Below are 18,067 nucleotides of genomic sequence, written 5' to 3'. Positions count from 1 at the left end.
TACAGCGTATTTTTTCGCCATCAAGCTGAAACGATTCAATTCAGCAAGCGAGGAGAGATATGTTCCAGCTCGAAGTTCAGGCCATTCATACCGGTGCCAGCGCACAGAACAAAGAAGAGGCCATTCGTCAGGTAGCGGCGGCATTGACCGCAGCGGGCAATGTAGCGGAAGGCTACGTTAATGGCATGCTGGCGCGTGAACAGCAAACCACCACTTTTCTGGGTAACGGCATAGCCATCCCACACGGCACCACCGACACCCGCGACCTGGTGCTAAACACCGGCGTGCAGGTGTTCCAGTTCCCGCAGGGCGTGGCCTGGGGCGACGGTCAGACGGCGTATGTCGCCATCGGTATTGCCGCGAAATCCGACGAGCATCTCGCCTTATTACGTCAGCTGACTCACGTGCTTAGCGATGACAGCATTGCTGACCAGCTGAAAACCGCATCAGCGGAAGATTTGCGCGCGCTGTTGATGGGTGAGAAGCAGGCGGCAGAATTTAAATTCGATACCTCCTTAATTGCGGTGGATGTTGCTGCCAGTGATCTGATCACCTTGCAGGCGCTGAACGCCGGTCGTTTACAGGCAGCTGGCTCAGTCGATGCCGGTTTCGTCGCCAGCGTGGTGTCGAATGCCCCGCTGAGTCTGGGCCAGGGTATCTGGCTGAGTGACAGCGCCATCGGCAATCTCAACAGCGGTGTGGCCGTCAGCCGTGCGGTAACGCCATTTGACCACGCCGGTGAAAGCGTGGCGCTGCTGGTAACCGTTGCGGCCAGCGACGATCGTCCGCTGGAAGTGCTGGGCTACCTCAGCAGCTTGCTGCACGCCAATAAAGCTGAACGTCTGCTGAAAGCGGATGCCGCCGGGATTCTGGCGTTGCTGACCAGCGAAGTTGACGAGCAGGCCGACATCCTGACCGGCGAATTCACCATTCGTAACGAGCACGGTTTACACGCTCGTCCGGGTACGGCGCTGGTCAGCGTGATCAAACAGTTCAACAGCGATATCACGGTCACCAACCTCGACGGCAGCGGTAAACCCGCCAACGGTCGCAGCCTGATGAAGGTGGTGGCACTTGGCGTGAAGAAAGGTCATCGCCTGCGCTTTACCGCCAGCGGTGAAGATGCACAGCAGGCACTGAATGCCATTGAAGAGGCCATTAATAGCGGCCTGGGCGAGGGGGTAGCATGAGTCGTCGCGTAGCCACCATCACGCTAAATCCGGCTTACGATCTGGTTGGTTATACGCCGGAGATCGAGCGCGGGGAAGTTAACCTGGTAAAAACCACCGGCCTGCATGCCGCAGGTAAAGGTATCAATGTCGCCAAAGTGCTGAAGGACTTAGGCATTGATGTCACCGTGGGGGGGTTCCTCGGTAAAGAGAATCAGGACGGTTTTCAGCAACTGTTCAGCGAGCTGGGTATCGCCAACCGTTTTCAGGTGGTGCAGGGGCGTACCCGTATCAACGTCAAGCTGACAGAAAAAGACGGTGAAGTGACTGACCTGAATTTCTCCGGCTTTGACGTCACCGCGCAGGATTGGGACCGCTTCACCGCCGACTCCCTGACCTGGCTGGGTCAGTTCGACATGGTATGTGTCAGCGGCAGCCTGCCAGCAGGCGTCGCGCCGGAAGCCTTCACCCAGTGGATGAGCGATCTGCGCAGCCAATGTCCATGCATCATTTTCGACAGCAGCCGTGAAGCGCTGGTAGCGGGCCTCAAAGCAGCACCCTGGCTGGTGAAACCCAATCGCCGCGAGCTGGAGATTTGGGCGGGCCGTAAGTTGCCCACGCTGAAAGAAGTGATTGACGCCGCGCACGAGCTGCGCGAGCAGGGCATTGCCCATGTAGTGATTTCACTCGGAGCAGAAGGGGCGCTGTGGGTGAATGCTTCAGGCGAATGGATTGCCAAACCGCCTGCGTGTGAAGTGGTCAGCACCGTAGGTGCCGGGGATTCAATGGTTGGTGGGCTGATTTATGGCCTGCTGATGCGCGAATCCAGTGAACACACCCTGCGTCTTGCAACGGCAGTGGCGGCCATGGCCGTCAGCCAGAGCAACGTTGGGGTTACCGATCGTACCCAGTTGGCCGCGATGATGGCGCGTGTTGACTTACAACCCGTTAACTAACAGCAGGAGAGGTATAATGAAAACGCTGCTGATTAAAGATTCTTCCCTGGGTCTCGCCTCAGGTCATTTAGCGATGGAAAGTTTGCGTGCGGTCGCGGCGCAGGCTGGTCTTACCCTTACAGAAAATGCCGCTGACGCCGACCTGGTGCTGGTGGCGGGCCATAACGCTCCGAGCGATGCACAGCTGGCAGGCAAAGCGCTGGCGTTGGTGGATGTCCAGCAGCTGCTGCGCGATCCTCTGGCGACAATCAGCCAGGCGAAAGCTAATGCTCAGACTGTCCAGGTTGCCGCAGTGGCGGCACCGGTTGCGACTCAGAGCGCGGGTCCAAAGCGTATCGTTGCCGTCACCGCCTGTCCGACCGGCGTGGCACATACCTTTATGGCTGCCGAAGCCATTGAAGCCGAAGCCAAAAAACGTGGCTGGTGGGTGAAAGTAGAAACCCGCGGTTCCGTCGGTGCTGGCAACGCCATCACCCCGGAAGAGGTGGCGGCGGCCGATCTGGTGGTGGTCGCGGCAGATATCGATGTCGATCTGGCGAAATTCGCCGGTAAGCCGATGTACCGCACCTCAACCAGCCTCGCGCTGAAGAAAACCGCGCAGGAGCTGGATAAAGCTCAGGCCGAAGCCAAAACTTACCAGCCGAGTGGCGCGCGTGCCCCCGGAGGCCAGGAAGAGAAGCAGGAGAAAACCGGTGCCTATCGTCACCTGCTGACCGGCGTGTCTTACATGCTGCCGATGGTGGTGGCGGGTGGTCTGAGCATTGCGCTCTCCTTCGCCTTTGGTATCACCGCGTTTAAAGAGCAGGGCACCCTTGCCGCAGCGCTGATGCAGATCGGTGGTGGTAGCGCCTTTGCCCTGATGGTGCCGGTGCTGGCGGGCTTTATCGCCTTCTCGATTGCCGACCGTCCGGGCCTGACGCCTGGTCTGATTGGCGGTATGATCGCCACCAGCATTAACGCCGGTTTCCTTGGCGGTATCATCGCCGGTTTCATTGCGGGTTACGCCGCGAAGATGCTCAGCAGCAAAGTGAAGTTGCCGCAGAGTATGGAAGCGTTGAAACCGATTCTGATTATTCCATTAGTTGCCAGTCTGATCACCGGCTTGCTGATGATTTACGTGGTGGGCAAACCGGTCGCGGGCATCATGAGCGGCCTGACTCACTGGCTGGCGAACATGGGTACGGCAAATGCTGTCCTGCTGGGCGCGATCCTCGGCGGCATGATGTGTACCGATATGGGTGGCCCGGTGAACAAAGTGGCCTACGCGTTTGGTGTCGGACTGCTGAGTTCGCAAACCTATGCCCCGATGGCCGCTATCATGGCAGCCGGCATGGTGCCGCCGCTGGCGATGGGGCTGGCGACTATCGTCGCGCGTCGTAAATTCAACAAAGGTCAGCAGGAAGGTGGCAAGGCTGCGCTGGTACTGGGACTGTGCTTTATCTCTGAAGGTGCGATTCCGTTCGCGGCCCGTGACCCGATGCGTGTCCTGCCATGCTGCATCATTGGTGGTGCGGTGACCGGTGCGATTTCGATGGCGATTGGTGCCAAACTGATGGCACCGCACGGTGGCCTGTTTGTGCTGCTGATTCCGGGGGCGATTACGCCGGTACTGGGTTATTTACTCTCAATCATTATCGGTACTGCGGTGGCGGGCCTTGGCTACGCCATCCTGAAACGTCCGGAAGAAGAGCTGGCAAAAGCCGCCTGATTTACCGCTAACACCAGGAAAAGCAAAGGGGCGTACCCTAAGGTCGCCCCTTTTTTTTATCCCTGCTGTTCTGACTTCAGCCACGCAATTTCGTCTTTCCAGATATCCGGGTTGATGGTCTCAAGAATCATCGGGATGCCATCAAAGCGTGCATCTTTCATCAGCCAGCTAAACACGGTTTTGCCGATATTGCCTTCGCCGAGGCTGTGGTGACGGTCAACACGGCTGCCCAGGGTGCTTTTGGCATCATTTAAATGCATACCGCGCAGATACTGAAAACCAACGATGCGTTCAAACTCAGCAAAGGTGGCAACACAGGCTTCTTCCGTACGCAGATCATACCCACCGGCAAAGGCATGGCAGGTATCAATGCACACGCCGACGCGTGATTTGTCTTCAACGTGTTCAATAATGGTCGCGAGATGTTCAAAACGGAAACCAAGGTTGCTGCCCTGACCGGCGGTGTTTTCAATCACTGCGGTGACGTTGTGCGTCTGCTCCAGCGCGATATTGATCGATTCTGCGATGCGTTTCAGACAGGCATCTTCCTCAATCTGTTGCAGATGGCTACCCGGATGGAAATTCAGCAGCGTCAGGCCGAGTTGTTCAGCGCGCTGCATTTCATCAAGAAAGGCATCACGGGATTTTTCCAGCGCATCCATCACCGGATGACCAAGGTTAATCAGATAGCTGTCATGCGGCAAAATCTGGCCCGGTGTGAATTTATAAGTCTCACAGGCGCTTTTGAACGCATCAATCACCTCGCCGGAGAGGGGCGCGGCGCGCCACTGACGCTGATTCTTGGTGAATAGCGCGAAGGCTGTGGCTTCCAGTTCATGGGCACGGATCACTGCCTGGTCTACGCCGCCTGATGCACTGACATGTGCGCCGATATATTTCATGCCGCTCTCCTGAATGGGCTGGGGTTTTGCAAAACGCCCATCATAGCGGATGTGCCTGGGCCATGAAATGTTGCACCAGCACATTCAGTGCGCCGCCACCGATAATCAGCCAGATAAACACCATCGATCCCAACAGTAGAGGTTTAACGCCAGCCTGCTTCAGCGCGCTAAAGCGGGTGGTCAAGCCAAGCGCGGCCATCGCCATCGCCAGCATCAGGTTTGTCAGTTGGTTGATGCCAGCCACAACGCTGGCAGGCAGCAGATGCAATGAGTTAAACAACGCCACGCCAATAAACAGCAAGGCAAACCACGGAAAGGCGACCGATTGAGAACGCGTACTGCTGTGACTGCGCTGACGGCGTAACCAACTGCCCAGCACCAGCAGAAAAGGGGCCAGCATCATCACGCGCAGCATTTTGGCGATCACTGCGTTGTTTTCTGCATCTGCGCCGATAGCATGACCAGCAGCGACCACCTGAGCCACTTCATGCAGCGTCGAACCGGTGTAGATGCCAAAATGCGCCTCGCTGACCGGCGGTATCAACGACCAGATCACCGGATACAACAGGATGCCAAGGGTGCCAAACAACACCACAGTGGCGACCGCGACGGCCACTTTTGACGGCTCGGCTTTGATGATCGGTTCGCTGGCGAGCACTGCCGCCGCCCCACAGATGCTGCTGCCCGCGCCAATCAACCAGACGGTTTCACGATCCATTTTCAGCAGACGGATACCGAGAAAACAGGTCAGCAGAAAGGTGGAGCTGAGCACCAGCACATCAATCAACACGCCACTCAGGCCAACATCACCAATTTGCTGTAGGGTAATGCGAAAGCCATACAAAATGATGCCGAGGCGCAACAGGCGCTGTTTCGCCAGCAGCACGCCGCTGTCGCACTGGGTCGCCAGTCGGGGATAGAGGCTATTTCCGAGCAGGATGCCCAACATAATCGCCAACGTTAATGCCCCGAAACCTGCGCCAGCCAACCACGGCTGCTGAGCCAGTAACGCCGCGCAACCCGCAATCGCAGCGGTCAGCAGCAAGCCGGGCAGCCAGTGATGAAAGGGAAACGGGGTTTTGCTTACGCTTATCTCAGCCATACTCTTCTCCTTAGTAGGGCTTTAGGGTGCGCCTGGCTGGCTTAAAAGTGAAATTGATAATATATTTATAATTAACCATTATAAGTGGTAAGCAATGTGAGGAGGACGCGTGCATATTACGCTGCGTCAGATCGAGGTTTTTACCGAAGTACTGAAAAGTGGCTCGACAACTCAAGCGTCGCAGGTTTTGGCGTTATCGCAGTCGGCGGTAAGTGCTGCGCTGGCGGACCTGGAAATCCAGCTTGGCGTGCAACTGTTTGACCGCGTCGGCAAACGGCTGGTGTTAAACGAGCATGGGCGTCTGCTGTATCCCCGGGCTGTTGGGTTACTGGAGCAGGCCGGGGAAATCGAGCAACTGTTTAAAGAGGATAACGGAGCGATCCGTCTGTTCGCCAGCAGCACCATCGGCAACTATTTGTTACCGGGGATGATTGCCGCGTATCGTCGCGATTTTCCCGGGCTGCCGCTGGAGCTGAGCGTTGGTAATAGCCAGGATGCCATTAATGCGGTGGCTGATTTCCGCGTGGATATTGGGCTGATTGAAGGACCATGCCATGTACCGGAGCTGATTAGTGAACCCTGGCTGGAAGATGAATTGGTGGTGTTTGCGGCACCCGATGCGGCCATTCTGCAACAACCGATCACCCTCGCGAGCCTGGCGGCTGCGCCCTGGATCCTGCGCGAGCGCGGTTCCGGTACGCGTGAAATCGTCGATTATCTGCTGCTGTCGCATTTGCCGCAGTTCCAATTGGGCATGGAGCTGGGTAACTCAGAGGCGATCAAACACGCCGTGCGCCACGGGATGGGCATCAGTTGCCTGTCACGGCGAGTGATTACCGATCAGCTGGACGCAGGCACCTTGGTTGAGGTGGCGGTGCCGCTGCCGCGTCTGACGCGCACCCTGTATCGCATTCATCATCGGCAGAAACATTTGTCAAAAGCACTCAATCGTTTTCTGACCTATTGCCGTGAATAAACGCAATTGGCTAATAATTTGGTAACGATTATGAACGTAACTAATAACCCGACGTGAATGCTATACAGAGCAGGCTTAGCTGCTACAATCGCGCCTTATTTTTATTCAGCATAGCGTTTACACATGCATAATGACTCAAAAACAACACAACAACCTGGGCTGCGCCGTGAATTAAAAGCGCGCCATCTCACTATGATCGCCATTGGCGGATCGATCGGCACCGGTCTGTTTGTCGCCTCGGGTGCCACCATTTCCCAGGCCGGTCCAGGCGGCGCGTTGCTCTCCTACGCGCTGATCGGCCTGATGGTTTACTTCCTGATGACCAGCCTTGGCGAGCTGGCTGCGTTTATGCCGGTATCCGGCTCCTTTGCCACCTACGGTGCAAAATATGTGGAAGAGGGCTTCGGCTTCGCGCTGGGCTGGAACTACTGGTACAACTGGGCGGTGACCATCGCGGTTGATCTGGTGGCCTCTCAGTTGGTGATGAACTACTGGTTCCCGGATACCCCCGGCTGGATTTGGAGTGCGCTGTTCCTCGGCCTGATGTTCCTGCTCAACTACATCTCGGTAAAAGGTTTTGGTGAAGCGGAATATTGGTTCTCGCTGATTAAAGTCGCCACCGTGATCATCTTTATCGTGGTCGGCGTATTGATGATTGTCGGTATTATGCGCGGCGCGGAAAATGCGGGCTGGCATAACTGGACGGTAGGGGATGCACCCTTTGCCGGTGGTTTTGCCGCGATGATTGGCGTGGCGATGATTGTCGGCTTCTCCTTCCAGGGCACCGAGCTGATCGGTATTGCCGCGGGTGAATCTGAGGATCCGGCGAAAAACATTCCGCGTGCGGTTCGTCAGGTGTTCTGGCGTATCCTGCTGTTCTACGTATTCGCCATTCTGATCATTAGTCTGATTCTGCCGTATACCGATCCCAAACTGCTGCACAATGATATCACTGATATCAGCATCAGCCCGTTCACCCTGGTGTTCCAGAATGCCGGTTTGCTGTCTGCGGCGGCGGTAATGAATGCGGTGATTCTGACGGCGGTGCTGTCGGCAGGAAACTCTGGCATGTATGCCTCCACCCGTATGTTGTTCAACCTGGCACGTGAAGGCAAAGCCCCGCGTATTTTTGCCAAACTGTCCAAAGGCGGTGTGCCGCGTAATGCGTTGTACGCCACCACCGTGGTGGCCGGGCTGTGCTTCCTGTCCTCGAAATTTGGCAACCAGGAGGTCTATCTGTGGCTGCTGAATACCTCAGGTATGACCGGCTTTATCGCCTGGCTGGGCATTGCTATCAGCCACTATCGTTTCCGTCGTGGCTATATGGCGCAGGGCAGGGATCTGGCAGATTTACCCTATCGCTCAGGCTTCTTCCCGCTTGGACCGATTTTCGCGTTTGTGCTGTGTCTGATCATCACCCTGGGTCAGAACTATCAGGCGTTCCTGGCAGACCGTATTGACTGGTACGGTGTGGCGGCAACCTATATCGGTATTCCGTTGTTCCTGGTGATTTGGTTGGGTTACAAGTTGGTGCGTGGCACCCGTTTTGTGAAGTACAGCGAAATGGATTTCCCGACCTTTAAAGAGTGACGGTAATAAAGAGAAAAGCGCGGCAATGTCCGCGCTTTTTTTTGCCTCTTTGTAACAGAGATAAAATTGATAATTATTATCACCTGCTCTATTGTGGCAGCCGTTATGATTGCAACGGGGAACAGGTAGATCAATGCGTACCACGGAAGCCGCGCTGGTGGCGGAAAACAGCAACGATATCGATACCATGACGCGCTATCGGCAGGTGCTGCGTCAGCGGATGTTGCTGATTGGCGTACTGGTGCTGGCGATTCTGGCATCATTAATTCTCGACTTTACCCTTGGCCCGGCCGGTCTTTCATTAGACACCCTCTGGCAGACCCTGACCCAGCCTGACAGCGTTGATGCGGGGACACGGGTGATTGTCTGGGATATTCGCCTGCCTTATGCGCTGATGGCGATTGTGGTGGGTTTTTCGCTCGGTCTCGCCGGTGCGGAGATGCAAACTATTCTCAATAACCCGCTGGCCAGTCCCTTTACCCTCGGTGTCTCATCTGCGGCGGCCTTTGGCGCGGCGCTGGCGATTATTCTCGGCATTGGTATTCCCGGCGTGCCGGACCAGTGGTTTATCTCGGCGAATGCCTTTATCTTCGCGCTGTTTGCCGCCCTGATGTTGGATGGCGTGACACGCTGGACACGGGTTTCCACCTCGGGCGTGGTGTTGTTTGGTATTGCGCTGGTGTTCACCTTTAATGCGCTGGTATCGATGATGCAGTTTATCGCCAGCGAAGACACATTACAGGGATTGGTGTTCTGGACCATGGGCAGCCTGGTGCGCGCGTCGTGGGAGAAACTGGGTGTGCTGACCGCCGCGTTTGCCATTCTGCTGCCCTTCTCGATGCTCAGTAGCTGGAAGCTGACTGCACTCCGCCTCGGCGAAGATCGTGCCATCAGCTTTGGTATCGATGTGCGTCGCCTGCGTCTCGCCACGCTGTTGCGCATCAGTATCCTTTCCGCGCTGGCGGTGGCGTTTGTCGGGCCGATCGGTTTTATCGGCCTGGTGGCACCGCATATCGCCCGCATGATGTTTGGTGAAGACCACCGTTATTATCTGCCAGCTAGTGCGCTGACTGGCGCGCTGGTGCTGTCGCTGGCTTCTGTGGCATCGAAAAACCTGATCCCCGGCGTCATCATTCCGGTTGGCATCGTGACCTCGCTGGTTGGCGTGCCATTCTTCCTGAGTATTATTTTGCGTCATCGGGGGAATGTGTGATGGAACAAGGATTACGTCTCAGCCACTTTTACGCGGGCTACCCCAAACGCAAAGTCATTGAAGACCTCAATGTCCCCCAACTGCCACGAGGTAAAATCACCGTGCTGCTGGGGCCAAACGGCTGCGGCAAATCGACGTTGCTGCGTGCACTGGCAGGCTTAAGCAAAGGGGAGGGTGAGCTGTGGCTGAACGGTGAAGAGTTGATGAGTCAACCGTTTGCCCGCCGTGCCCAGCGTGTGGTGTATCTGCCGCAAACGTTGCCAGCCGGGGTGCATCTGCATGTGCTGGAGTCGATCATTGTGGCGCAGCGCGCCTCGGGTGGTTTGCACAGCGCAGCCAGTGAAGCGGAAATTATGCATCTGCTGGAGCAGTTGGGTATCTCCCACCTGGCGATGCGTTATCTCGATCAACTCTCGGGCGGGCAAAAGCAACTGGTTGGTTTGGCGCAGTCGTTGATTCGTCGCCCGGAGCTGTTGCTGCTGGATGAGCCGCTCAGCGCGCTGGATCTTAACTATCAGTTCCACGTGATGGATCTGGTGCGCCGTGAAACGCAACTGCGCAATATCGTCACCGTGGTGGTGGTGCATGATATCAACATCGCGCTGCGTCACGCTGATCATGCGTTGATGCTGAAGGATGGCAACCTGTTGGCCGACGGCGAACCGGTTCAGGTGATTACCCCGGAGACGCTGGCGCAGGTTTACGGCGTGCGTGGGCGGATTGAATGCTGCTCGCGTGGTATGCCGCAGGTGATGATTGATGGGCTGGTAGCCGAGTCAATCGTGTAAGAAATGCGTAGCGGCGCGATTTATCGCGCGGTTTTTTCTCAAGACTCGTGCGATAAATCGCGCCGCTACGTGTAGGTTTTGTCAGTTACACCAGCAAATGCTTCGCGTGAAAATGCAGATGGTCTTCAACAAAGCTGGCGATAAAGAAGTAGCTGTGGTCGTAGCCCGGCTGGATACGTAATTCCAGCGGGAAACCCTGCTCACGCGCCACTTCTGCCAGACGCTCCGGACGGAGTTGATCGGCAAGGAACTGATCGCTATCGCCCTGATCGATCAGAATTGGCAGACGATTTTCCACCTCACTCATCAACAGACAGCTATCGTATTCACGCCAGGCCGCACGATCTTCTCCCAGATAGGCGCTGAATGCCTTCTGTCCCCACGGCACTTCCGTCGGGTTGACGATCGGCGCAAAAGCGGAGACCGAAGAGAAACGCCCGCCCAGGCGCAATGCCAGCAGCAATGCGCCGTGACCACCCATCGAATGCCCCATGATCGACTGACGCTCGCTCAGTTTGAAATTATCGGAGACCAGCGCCGGTAACTCCTTACTGAGATAGTCAAACATGCGGTAATGCGCCGCCCACGGTTGCTGGGTGGCGTTGAGATAGAATCCTGCCCCCTGGCCCAGATCGTAAGCGCTGTCATTCGCCACATCATCACCGCGTGGGCTGGTGTCCGGCATAATCAGCACCAGACCCAACTCCGCCGCCACGCGCTGCGCGCCCGCTTTGGTGGTGAAGTTTTCGTCGGTACAGGTCAGTCCGGCGAGGAACCACACCACCGGTGGCGGTGTGTCGTCCTGCGGCGGTGGCAGAAAAATACTGAAGATCATCGGGCAGTTCAGCACCGCTGAATGATGCCGCCAGCGCTGTTGCCAGCCGCCAAACATGCGATGTTCTTCCAGCAATTCCAGAGTGGATGCCATAACGCCTCCTGCTTATTTGTTGAAGTGCACTACCGAGCGGATGGATTTTCCTTCATGCATCAACTCAAAGGCGTCGTTAATCTCTTCCAGCGGCATGGTATGGGTGATGAAATCGTTGAGCGCGAATTTACCGTCGAGGTAATCCTGCACGATACCTGGCAACTGAGTACGGCCTTTCACGCCGCCGAACGCGGAACCACGCCACACGCGACCGGTCACCAGTTGGAACGGACGGGTAGAGATCTCTTCACCGGCACCGGCCACACCAATAATCACCGATTCGCCCCATCCCTTGTGACAGCATTCCAGCGCGGAACGCATCACGTTGACGTTACCGATACACTCGAATGAGTAATCCACACCGCCATCCGTCAGCTCAACGATTACGTCCTGAATCGGCTTGTCATAATCTTTCGGGTTGATCAGATCGGTGGCACCCAGCTTGCGTGCCAGATCGAACTTGCTGGTGTTGAGATCGATACCGATGATGCGACCGGCTTTCGCCATTTTCGCACCGATAATTGCCGACAGACCGATGCCGCCGAGGCCAAAGATCGCCACGGTATCGCCTTCTTTCACTTTGGCGGTGTTCATCACGGCCCCCATACCGGTGGTGACGCCACAACCCAGCAGGCACACTTCTTCCAGCGGCGCTTCTTTGCTGATTTTCGCCAGCGAAATTTCCGGCACGACGGTGTACTCAGAGAAGGTCGAGGTGCCCATGTAGTGGAAAATCGGCTGGCCGTCTTTAAAGAAACGGGTGGTGCCATCCGGCATCAAACCTTTGCCCTGAGTGGCGCGAATTGCCTGACACAGGTTGGTTTTACCCGACAGACAGAACTTACATTTGCCACACTCCGGGGTATACAGCGGGATCACGTGATCGCCCACGGCCACGCTGGTCACGCCCTCGCCAACCGCTTCCACCACGCCGCCGCCTTCATGGCCGAGGATCGCCGGGAACACACCTTCTGGGTCTTTACCCGACAACGTGTAGGCATCGGTATGGCACACACCGGTCGCCACGATGCGCACCAGCACTTCACCTTTCTGCGGTGGCATCAGATCCACTTCTTCGATTTTCAGCGGTTCACCAGCTGCCCAGGCAACGGCGGCACGGGTTTTAATCATGTTCATGCAATTCCTCTTCCTGTAAAGATGCGGGCTATAAAACCCGATGGTCGTGATAAAGGTTAAAATTACTCGGCAGCATGCAAAGGATGCATCAATTCATCATTGAGTGGCCGGTCGTCAAATTGTTCAATAATCAAATACTTTAAGGCTTCAACATTGGGGGTGAAGGCATCGCGCCGCCACATCAGCCAGGTCGCGGTGTCGCGATATTCTGGTGGTAGTGCGTGTTCCTGCACCCGAACTTTACCGGGCATCTGATTCAGTACCGACGCCGGAATCATGGCCACACCGGCACCACCCGCGACACAGGCCATCATGGCGTGATAGGACTGGATTTCCATCACGCTATCCGGCGCGGTTTGGCTGTCGCGATACCAGGATTCAAGTTTAACGCGATACGAACAACTGTTGCGGAAGGCAAACAGCGTATCACCCTGGGTATCACGGGCGTTGGTAATCGGTTTGTGTTCAAGGCTGGTGATCAGCACCATCTCTTCACGGAAGGCGATGCAACCGTTTAAGTCATCATGGCTCACCGGACCATCCACCAGTGCGGCCGCCAGCGTACCTTCGCGCACTTTATCGATGATCTCCCCTGAGGTGCCGGTGATCAGCGACAGCGCCACAGCAGGGAAGCGCTGGTGATAGGCCGCCAGCAGGCCAGGCAGACGGGTGGCGGCGGTGCTCTCCATCGAGCCGAGGGCAAAATTACCGCCAGGTTCACCCGCGCGTGTCATACTCAGCGCTTCGTCGCTCAGCGCCAGAATACGCTGGGCGTAATTCAGAAAGTTATGGCCCATCGGCGACAAACGGATACGTTGTTTCTCGCGGATAAACAGATCCACACCCAACTCTTCCTCCAACTGACGCAGACGCGTGGTGAGGTTGGAGGGGACACGGTGTAGTTGTTCCGCCGCGCGAACCAGCGAGCCGGTTTCGGCTACAGAACAGAACATACGTAACTGGACTAAATCCATATTCTCTTCTCGTAAACAACTTAGTTAGTATTATTCACTTTTCGTGAGTTTAAACATCGCGCATGCTTGACGCAAGTGATAAAACAATATCAGGGGTTGGTTATGCCGTTTCGTGTTGCGCTCAGCGCATTCTTAAGTTTAGTGGTTGCCATGGGGATTGGGCGATTTGCTTTCACGCCTCAGGTGCCGTTGATGATTCAGGATCATCAACTGACGCTCACCAGTGCCAGCCTGGTCGCCGCGCTGAATTATCTCGGCTATCTGTGCGGTTCCTTTGATGCAATGCGGGCGCGTACACGCGTTGAGTGGCGTTTGCAGATGGGGGTTTGGGGCGCGGTGGTGCTGACGCTGCTCTCCGCCTGTGTCAGCGGCCCGTGGTTACATGGCTTGATCCGTTTCCTGATTGGCTGCGCCAGTGGCTGGGCGATGGTGCTGGTGGCGGCGTGGAGTAATGAGCAACTGCTGCATCATGGCCGTCCGGGCTTGTCGGCAGCGGTGTTTGCCGGTCCTGGCACCGGGATTTTCCTCAGCGGTATGCTGGCGGTATTGCTGCACGCCACCGGTGCCAGCGCCGCATTGGCATGGGGCGCTTATGGCCTGCTGGCCTTGCTGTTGATTGCCGCTATCGCGCGTTTTTTACCGCGCAAAGGCCAGCTGCATCGTCCCGATCAGGCACCGGCCCCGCTGGTGTTGAATGGCAACCTGAAACGGCTGGTGTTGAGCTACAGCCTGGCCGGATTTGGCTATATTCTGCCCGCCACCTTTTTGTCGCAAATGGCAGCTGCCCGTTTCCCGCACAGCGCGTTTGCACAGTTTGTCTGGCCGGTATTTGGCGGTGCAGCGGTGCTGGGCATTGTGCTGGGCATTCTGACCCGCCACTGGGGCAGCAGCCATCTCCGTCTGGCGCTGGTGCTGTGGGCGCAGGCGCTGGGGGTGATCGCGGCAAGTGTGATGCCGGGACTGAATGGCCTGATGATCGGTGCCGCGTTAATTGGTGGTGGTTTCCTGTGCGTGGTACAGCTGGCGTTGCAGTATGGTCGGGAACTGGCACCGCAGCATACGCGTTATCTGGCCGGACTGCTAACCACCGGTTATGCCGTCGGGCAACTTGGCGGGCCGCTGTTGTCGTGGATCTCCTCGCTGCTATGGCATCAACTGGAACCGGCGTTGTGGGTTGCCGGAGTGGGTTTACTACTGGCCGGGGCGCTGGTGCTGCGTCGTGCGGCACCATGAAAAGCTTTCATCTCCAATCGGATTGATTGCTGGATTAAGGGCGCGGAGTGTTTCACAATACGCGCTCAGAATTTCCCCCGCAGGCACCCACCTGCGGGCGCATCACCTGCCGGAGAAGAGTACGATGAGCACCTTAAGTCAGGAAGCCGCCCTGGTTCATGAAGCGCTGCTGGCGCGTGGCCTGGAAACGCCGTTACGCGCCCCGGTGCGCGAGATGGACGACGAAACCCGTAAGCGTCAGATCGCCGGTCATATGACCGAAATTATGCAGCTGCTGAATCTCGACCTGGAAGATGACAGCCTGATGGAGACCCCGCATCGCATCGCCAAGATGTATGTGGATGAAATTTTTTCCGGTCTCGACTACGCCAATTTCCCGAAAATCACCGTTATCGAAAACAAGATGAAGGTGGACGAAATGGTGACGGTGCGTGATATCACGCTGACCAGCACCTGCGAACATCACTTTGTGATTATCGACGGGAAAGCGACGGTGGCTTACATCCCGAAAGACAAGGTGATTGGCCTGTCGAAAATCAACCGTATCGTGCAGTTCTTTGCCCAGCGTCCGCAGGTGCAGGAGCGTCTGACCCAGCAGGTGCTGGTGGCGCTGCAAACCCTGCTCGGCACCAATAATGTGGCGGTGTCGATCGATGCGGTGCATTACTGCGTGAAAGCACGCGGCGTCAAGGATGCTACCAGCGCTACCACCACCACGTCACTCGGTGGGCTGTTCAAATCCAGCCAGAATACCCGTCAGGAATTTCTGCGCGCGGTGCGTCACAACTAAGTCAGTTTGGGCGGCGTTTGCCGCCCGTTTTCATTTTTCTCTCAGGACACCCGATGCAACGCTATCTCGCGCTGGATTTCATTCGTGGTTGCGCCATTCTGGGCATTCTGTTGCTCAATATTGTTGGCTTCGGTTTGCCGTCGGCAGCTTATCTCAACCCAGCCTGGCAGGGTGAGATATCGCTATCTGACGCCTGGACCTGGGCGATCATGGACGGGCTGGCACAGCTCAAATTTCTCACGCTGTTTGCGTTGCTGTTTGGGGCGGGTCTGCATATGCAGATCCCACGCGGCAGCCGCTGGATAACATCCCGTTTATCGCTGTTGGTGCTGCTTGGGTTTATCCATGCGGTGTTTTTCTGGGAAGGCGATATTCTGCTGGATTATGGTCTGGTCGGGCTGATTATCTGGCGGATGCTGCGAGAAGTGCCGTCTGAGCGTGCTTTGCTACAAACAGGCGTGCTGCTCTATCTGATAGGCTGCGGTGTACTGCTGGTGTTTGGCGCGATTTCCACGCCACAGCCCAGTCGCTCCTGGTTACCGGGAGCGGCCGATCTGCAATATGAACGTTACTGGAAGCTGCTGGGTGGCTGGGAGACGGTGCAAAACCGGCTCGATCATCTGGCATCCAGCCTGATGGCGCTGGCGTCGCAATACGGCTGGCAACTGGCGGGGCTAATGCTGATTGGTGCTGCACTGATGCGCAGCGGCTGGCTAAGCGGCCAGTTCAGCGTGCAGCATTATCGGCGTGCCGCGCTGATCCTGTTGAGCGTGGGCTGGCTGATTGCTATTCCCGGCATTGTTGCGCAGTGGCATCTTGGCTGGGAATTTATCTGGAGTGGCTTTTATTTGCAGGTGCCTCGTGATGTTGCCAGCCCGTTTATCAGTCTCGGCTATGCGGCACTTTGCCTCGGTTTCTGGCCGCAAATCGCCCGCACGCGCATCAGTTTCGCCATTCAATGTGTCGGACGCATGGCACTCAGTAACTACCTGCTGCAGACGTTGATTTGCACCACGCTGTTCTACCGTTTCGGCTGGTTTATGAAGTTTGACCGTCTGCACTTACTGGCCTTCGTTCCGGCTATCTGGTTGGTTAATATTCTGTTTTCCGTTCTGTGGTTACGCGCATTCCGCCAGGGGCCGATGGAGTGGGTATGGCGCAAGCTGACCGCCCTGGCTGCCGGGAAATCAAGTAACGCAATCCCGTAAAGATAATGACGGCCATCACAAAGGTTGCAGAATTGTATGTAACCGTTTTCATCCGTGTGACGTAATTCACGCTGTGCCCAGAGCTGCCCTGACAGAATAGCGCCGTTACGCGCATCAGGCGCATTTTCTCCTCTGTGGAACAGCTGCATGATAACGATTCGTGATGTCGCCCGTCAGGCCGGTGTGTCGGTAGCCACCGTCTCACGAGTGCTCAATAACAGCAGTGCCGTTACGCCAGATACCCGCGACGCCGTGCTACAGGCGGTGGAAAACCTGGGCTATCGGCCCAACGCGAACGCTCAGGCGTTGGCAACGCAGGTCAGTGATACCATCGGCGTGGTGGTCATGGACGTGTCCGATCCCTTCTTTGGCGCGCTGGTGAAATCGGTGGATACCGTCGCCCAGCGCATGCACAAACACGTGCTGATCAGCAATTCATGGCATCAGGAAGAGAAAGAACGCCATGCCATTGAGGTACTGATCCGCCAGCGTTGCAATGCGCTGGTGGTACACGCGAAAACGCTTTCAGACGCTGAGCTGGGGCAATTCCTGGAACAGGTTCCGGGTATGGTGTTGATTAATCGCACTATTCCCGGTTATGAGGACCGCTGCGTCTGCCTCGATAATGTCACCGGTGCGCTGGTCGCGACGCGCATGTTGTTACAGCAAGGTCATCAACGCATTGGTTTTCTCAGTTCCAGTCACCCGATTGAGGATGTCGCGCAACGCCGTGAAGGCTGGTTACAGGCGCTGGCAGAGCAGGGGATACGCCCACCAGAGAGTTGGATCGCGCAGGCTGAGCCGGATATGCAAGGCGGTGAGGCGGCGATGGTGGAGTTACTTGGACGTAACCAACATTTAACCGCGGTCTTTTCCTATAACGACGGTATGGCCGCCGGTGCGCTCACCGCGTTGAAGGATAATGGCATCCAGGTGCCACAGCATTTCTCTGTCATCGGTTTCGATGACATTCCCATCTCGCGTTATACCGATCCGCAACTGACAACTGTCCGCTATCCTATTGTTTCAATGGCTAAACTGGCAACTGAGCTGGCTCTGAAAGGAGCGACTGGGGAGCTTGATCACAATGCCACCCATTGCTTTATGCCAACGCTGGTACGCCGCCATTCGGTGGCCCAGCGGCAAAATGTGGAGTCCGTCACTAATTCAGGCGATGGCGCAGTGTAACCGTTTTCAATCTGTGATTGTATTCACAGTTAATTAACATGGCGCTCACTATGATGGCAGCGTCTTACCGGACTGAAACATTATGTAACGCCGGGTTTTCCTTCCCCGGTTTGGTTTCAGCAGCCGATTGAAATGGTTCACAACATTCTTCAGGAAGCGGTTACGTACAGGGAAGTCAGGAAAACGGTGGGGTTCGGCTTAAGCG

The 18,067-nt window shown here is 56.4% G+C and carries 16 protein-coding genes; 11 read left to right on the top strand and 5 right to left on the bottom strand.

The genetic code is table 11. The features are described from left to right. The first annotated feature begins 59 nt into the window (after positions 1 to 59). Genes fruB through fruA form a run of 3 tightly spaced genes read left to right on the top strand, consistent with a single transcriptional unit; the run spans position 60 to position 3,833 of the window. Positions 60 to 1,190 carry a fused PTS fructose transporter subunit IIA/HPr protein gene (fruB, locus tag AC6I8W_RS14140; protein ID WP_497835527.1) on the top strand — a complete coding sequence of 377 codons (1,131 nt, stop codon included), beginning with the start codon at positions 60 to 62 and terminating at the stop codon, positions 1,188 to 1,190. After that, entirely contained in the window at positions 1,187 to 2,125 is a 939-nt protein-coding gene (fruK, locus tag AC6I8W_RS14135) for a 1-phosphofructokinase (protein ID WP_480364595.1), read from the top strand. Before fruB ends, fruK begins: the two co-directional genes overlap by 4 nt. A 16-nt stretch (positions 2,126 to 2,141) precedes the next feature. Next, positions 2,142 to 3,833 (top strand): PTS fructose transporter subunit IIBC, encoded by a 1,692-nt coding sequence (gene fruA / locus AC6I8W_RS14130; RefSeq protein ID WP_497835526.1) that lies wholly within the window; start codon positions 2,142 to 2,144, stop codon positions 3,831 to 3,833. Positions 3,834 to 3,889: 56 nt separating this feature from the next. Here the strand turns inward: fruA and nfo are convergent, their stop codons facing one another. Both nfo and AC6I8W_RS14120 read right to left on the bottom strand, forming a co-directional pair. Further along, a complete protein-coding gene (nfo, locus tag AC6I8W_RS14125; protein ID WP_497835525.1) occupies positions 3,890 to 4,735 on the bottom strand; it encodes a deoxyribonuclease IV in 846 nt (281 codons plus the stop codon). 40 nt (positions 4,736 to 4,775) lie between these two features. Beyond that, a complete protein-coding gene (locus AC6I8W_RS14120; RefSeq protein WP_497835524.1) occupies positions 4,776 to 5,837 on the bottom strand; it encodes a YeiH family putative sulfate export transporter in 1,062 nt (353 codons plus the stop codon). 109 nt (positions 5,838 to 5,946) lie between these two features. On the opposite strand from AC6I8W_RS14120, the gene yieE reads away from it, so the two are divergent. From yieE to AC6I8W_RS14100, 4 genes are all read left to right on the top strand, one after another. Further along, the gene (gene yieE, locus AC6I8W_RS14115) at positions 5,947 to 6,813 is read left to right on the top strand and encodes a DNA-binding transcriptional regulator YeiE (protein WP_497835523.1); all 867 of its coding nucleotides are present in this window, start codon (positions 5,947 to 5,949) and stop codon (positions 6,811 to 6,813) included. 123 nt (positions 6,814 to 6,936) lie between these two features. Continuing rightward, positions 6,937 to 8,403, top strand: a complete 1,467-nt coding sequence (locus tag AC6I8W_RS14110; RefSeq protein ID WP_497835522.1) for an amino acid permease — start codon at positions 6,937 to 6,939, stop codon at positions 8,401 to 8,403. A 133-nt stretch (positions 8,404 to 8,536) separates the two neighbouring features. Further along, the gene (locus tag AC6I8W_RS14105; protein WP_497835521.1) at positions 8,537 to 9,616 is read left to right on the top strand and encodes a FecCD family ABC transporter permease; all 1,080 of its coding nucleotides are present in this window, start codon (positions 8,537 to 8,539) and stop codon (positions 9,614 to 9,616) included. Then, the gene (locus AC6I8W_RS14100) at positions 9,616 to 10,404 is read left to right on the top strand and encodes an ABC transporter ATP-binding protein (protein WP_497835520.1); all 789 of its coding nucleotides are present in this window, start codon (positions 9,616 to 9,618) and stop codon (positions 10,402 to 10,404) included. Before AC6I8W_RS14105 ends, AC6I8W_RS14100 begins: the two co-directional genes overlap by 1 nt. An 85-nt stretch (positions 10,405 to 10,489) precedes the next feature. Here the strand turns inward: AC6I8W_RS14100 and fghA are convergent, their stop codons facing one another. From fghA to ptrR, 3 genes are all read right to left on the bottom strand, one after another. Further along, positions 10,490 to 11,332: an S-formylglutathione hydrolase gene (gene fghA / locus AC6I8W_RS14095; protein WP_497835519.1), complete on the bottom strand. Its 843-nt coding sequence runs from the start codon at positions 11,330 to 11,332 to the stop codon at positions 10,490 to 10,492. A 12-nt stretch (positions 11,333 to 11,344) separates the two neighbouring features. Further along, positions 11,345 to 12,469: an S-(hydroxymethyl)glutathione dehydrogenase/class III alcohol dehydrogenase gene (locus tag AC6I8W_RS14090; RefSeq protein WP_480364586.1), complete on the bottom strand. Its 1,125-nt coding sequence runs from the start codon at positions 12,467 to 12,469 to the stop codon at positions 11,345 to 11,347. Positions 12,470 to 12,531: 62 nt separating this feature from the next. Continuing rightward, positions 12,532 to 13,443, bottom strand: coding sequence for a putrescine utilization regulator PtrR (ptrR, locus tag AC6I8W_RS14085; RefSeq protein ID WP_497835518.1), 912 nt, complete (start codon positions 13,441 to 13,443; stop codon positions 12,532 to 12,534). A gap of 102 nt (positions 13,444 to 13,545) precedes the next feature. Between ptrR and AC6I8W_RS14080 the strand changes: the two genes are divergently transcribed. The 4 genes from AC6I8W_RS14080 (at position 13,546) to galS (ending at position 17,862) form a co-directional block, all read left to right on the top strand. Then, positions 13,546 to 14,676: a YbfB/YjiJ family MFS transporter gene (locus AC6I8W_RS14080; protein ID WP_497835517.1), complete on the top strand. Its 1,131-nt coding sequence runs from the start codon at positions 13,546 to 13,548 to the stop codon at positions 14,674 to 14,676. 124 nt (positions 14,677 to 14,800) lie between these two features. Beyond that, positions 14,801 to 15,466: a GTP cyclohydrolase I FolE gene (folE, locus tag AC6I8W_RS14075; RefSeq protein ID WP_013509796.1), complete on the top strand. Its 666-nt coding sequence runs from the start codon at positions 14,801 to 14,803 to the stop codon at positions 15,464 to 15,466. A 53-nt stretch (positions 15,467 to 15,519) separates the two neighbouring features. Continuing rightward, the gene (gene yeiB, locus AC6I8W_RS14070; protein ID WP_497835516.1) at positions 15,520 to 16,674 is read left to right on the top strand and encodes a DUF418 domain-containing protein YeiB; all 1,155 of its coding nucleotides are present in this window, start codon (positions 15,520 to 15,522) and stop codon (positions 16,672 to 16,674) included. A gap of 147 nt (positions 16,675 to 16,821) precedes the next feature. Beyond that, the gene (galS, locus tag AC6I8W_RS14065) at positions 16,822 to 17,862 is read left to right on the top strand and encodes an HTH-type transcriptional regulator GalS (protein WP_497835515.1); all 1,041 of its coding nucleotides are present in this window, start codon (positions 16,822 to 16,824) and stop codon (positions 17,860 to 17,862) included. Positions 17,863 to 18,067: the final 205 nt, after the last annotated feature.

The organism is Pantoea sp. X-Soil-TKNS-1211 (genome assembly GCF_059730495.1).
This window is presented reverse-complemented; position numbering and strand designations above follow the sequence as displayed.

Excerpts from the sequence above, each read along its gene's own strand:
- fruB (WP_497835527.1), top strand. The coding sequence starts at position 60 with ATGTTCCAGCTCGAAGTTCAGGCCATTCATACCGGTGCCAGCGCACAG.
- fruK (WP_480364595.1), top strand. The coding sequence starts at position 1,187 with ATGAGTCGTCGCGTAGCCACCATCACGCTAAATCCGGCTTACGATCTG.
- fruA (WP_497835526.1), top strand. The coding sequence starts at position 2,142 with ATGAAAACGCTGCTGATTAAAGATTCTTCCCTGGGTCTCGCCTCAGGT.
- nfo (WP_497835525.1), bottom strand. The coding sequence starts at position 4,735 with ATGAAATATATCGGCGCACATGTCAGTGCATCAGGCGGCGTAGACCAG.
- AC6I8W_RS14120 (WP_497835524.1), bottom strand. The coding sequence starts at position 5,837 with ATGGCTGAGATAAGCGTAAGCAAAACCCCGTTTCCCTTTCATCACTGG.
- AC6I8W_RS14110 (WP_497835522.1), top strand. The coding sequence starts at position 6,937 with ATGCATAATGACTCAAAAACAACACAACAACCTGGGCTGCGCCGTGAA.
- AC6I8W_RS14105 (WP_497835521.1), top strand. The coding sequence starts at position 8,537 with ATGCGTACCACGGAAGCCGCGCTGGTGGCGGAAAACAGCAACGATATC.
- AC6I8W_RS14100 (WP_497835520.1), top strand. The coding sequence starts at position 9,616 with ATGGAACAAGGATTACGTCTCAGCCACTTTTACGCGGGCTACCCCAAA.
- fghA (WP_497835519.1), bottom strand. The coding sequence starts at position 11,332 with ATGGCATCCACTCTGGAATTGCTGGAAGAACATCGCATGTTTGGCGGC.
- AC6I8W_RS14090 (WP_480364586.1), bottom strand. The coding sequence starts at position 12,469 with ATGAACATGATTAAAACCCGTGCCGCCGTTGCCTGGGCAGCTGGTGAA.
- ptrR (WP_497835518.1), bottom strand. The coding sequence starts at position 13,443 with ATGGATTTAGTCCAGTTACGTATGTTCTGTTCTGTAGCCGAAACCGGC.
- AC6I8W_RS14080 (WP_497835517.1), top strand. The coding sequence starts at position 13,546 with ATGCCGTTTCGTGTTGCGCTCAGCGCATTCTTAAGTTTAGTGGTTGCC.
- folE (WP_013509796.1), top strand. The coding sequence starts at position 14,801 with ATGAGCACCTTAAGTCAGGAAGCCGCCCTGGTTCATGAAGCGCTGCTG.
- yeiB (WP_497835516.1), top strand. The coding sequence starts at position 15,520 with ATGCAACGCTATCTCGCGCTGGATTTCATTCGTGGTTGCGCCATTCTG.
- galS (WP_497835515.1), top strand. The coding sequence starts at position 16,822 with ATGATAACGATTCGTGATGTCGCCCGTCAGGCCGGTGTGTCGGTAGCC.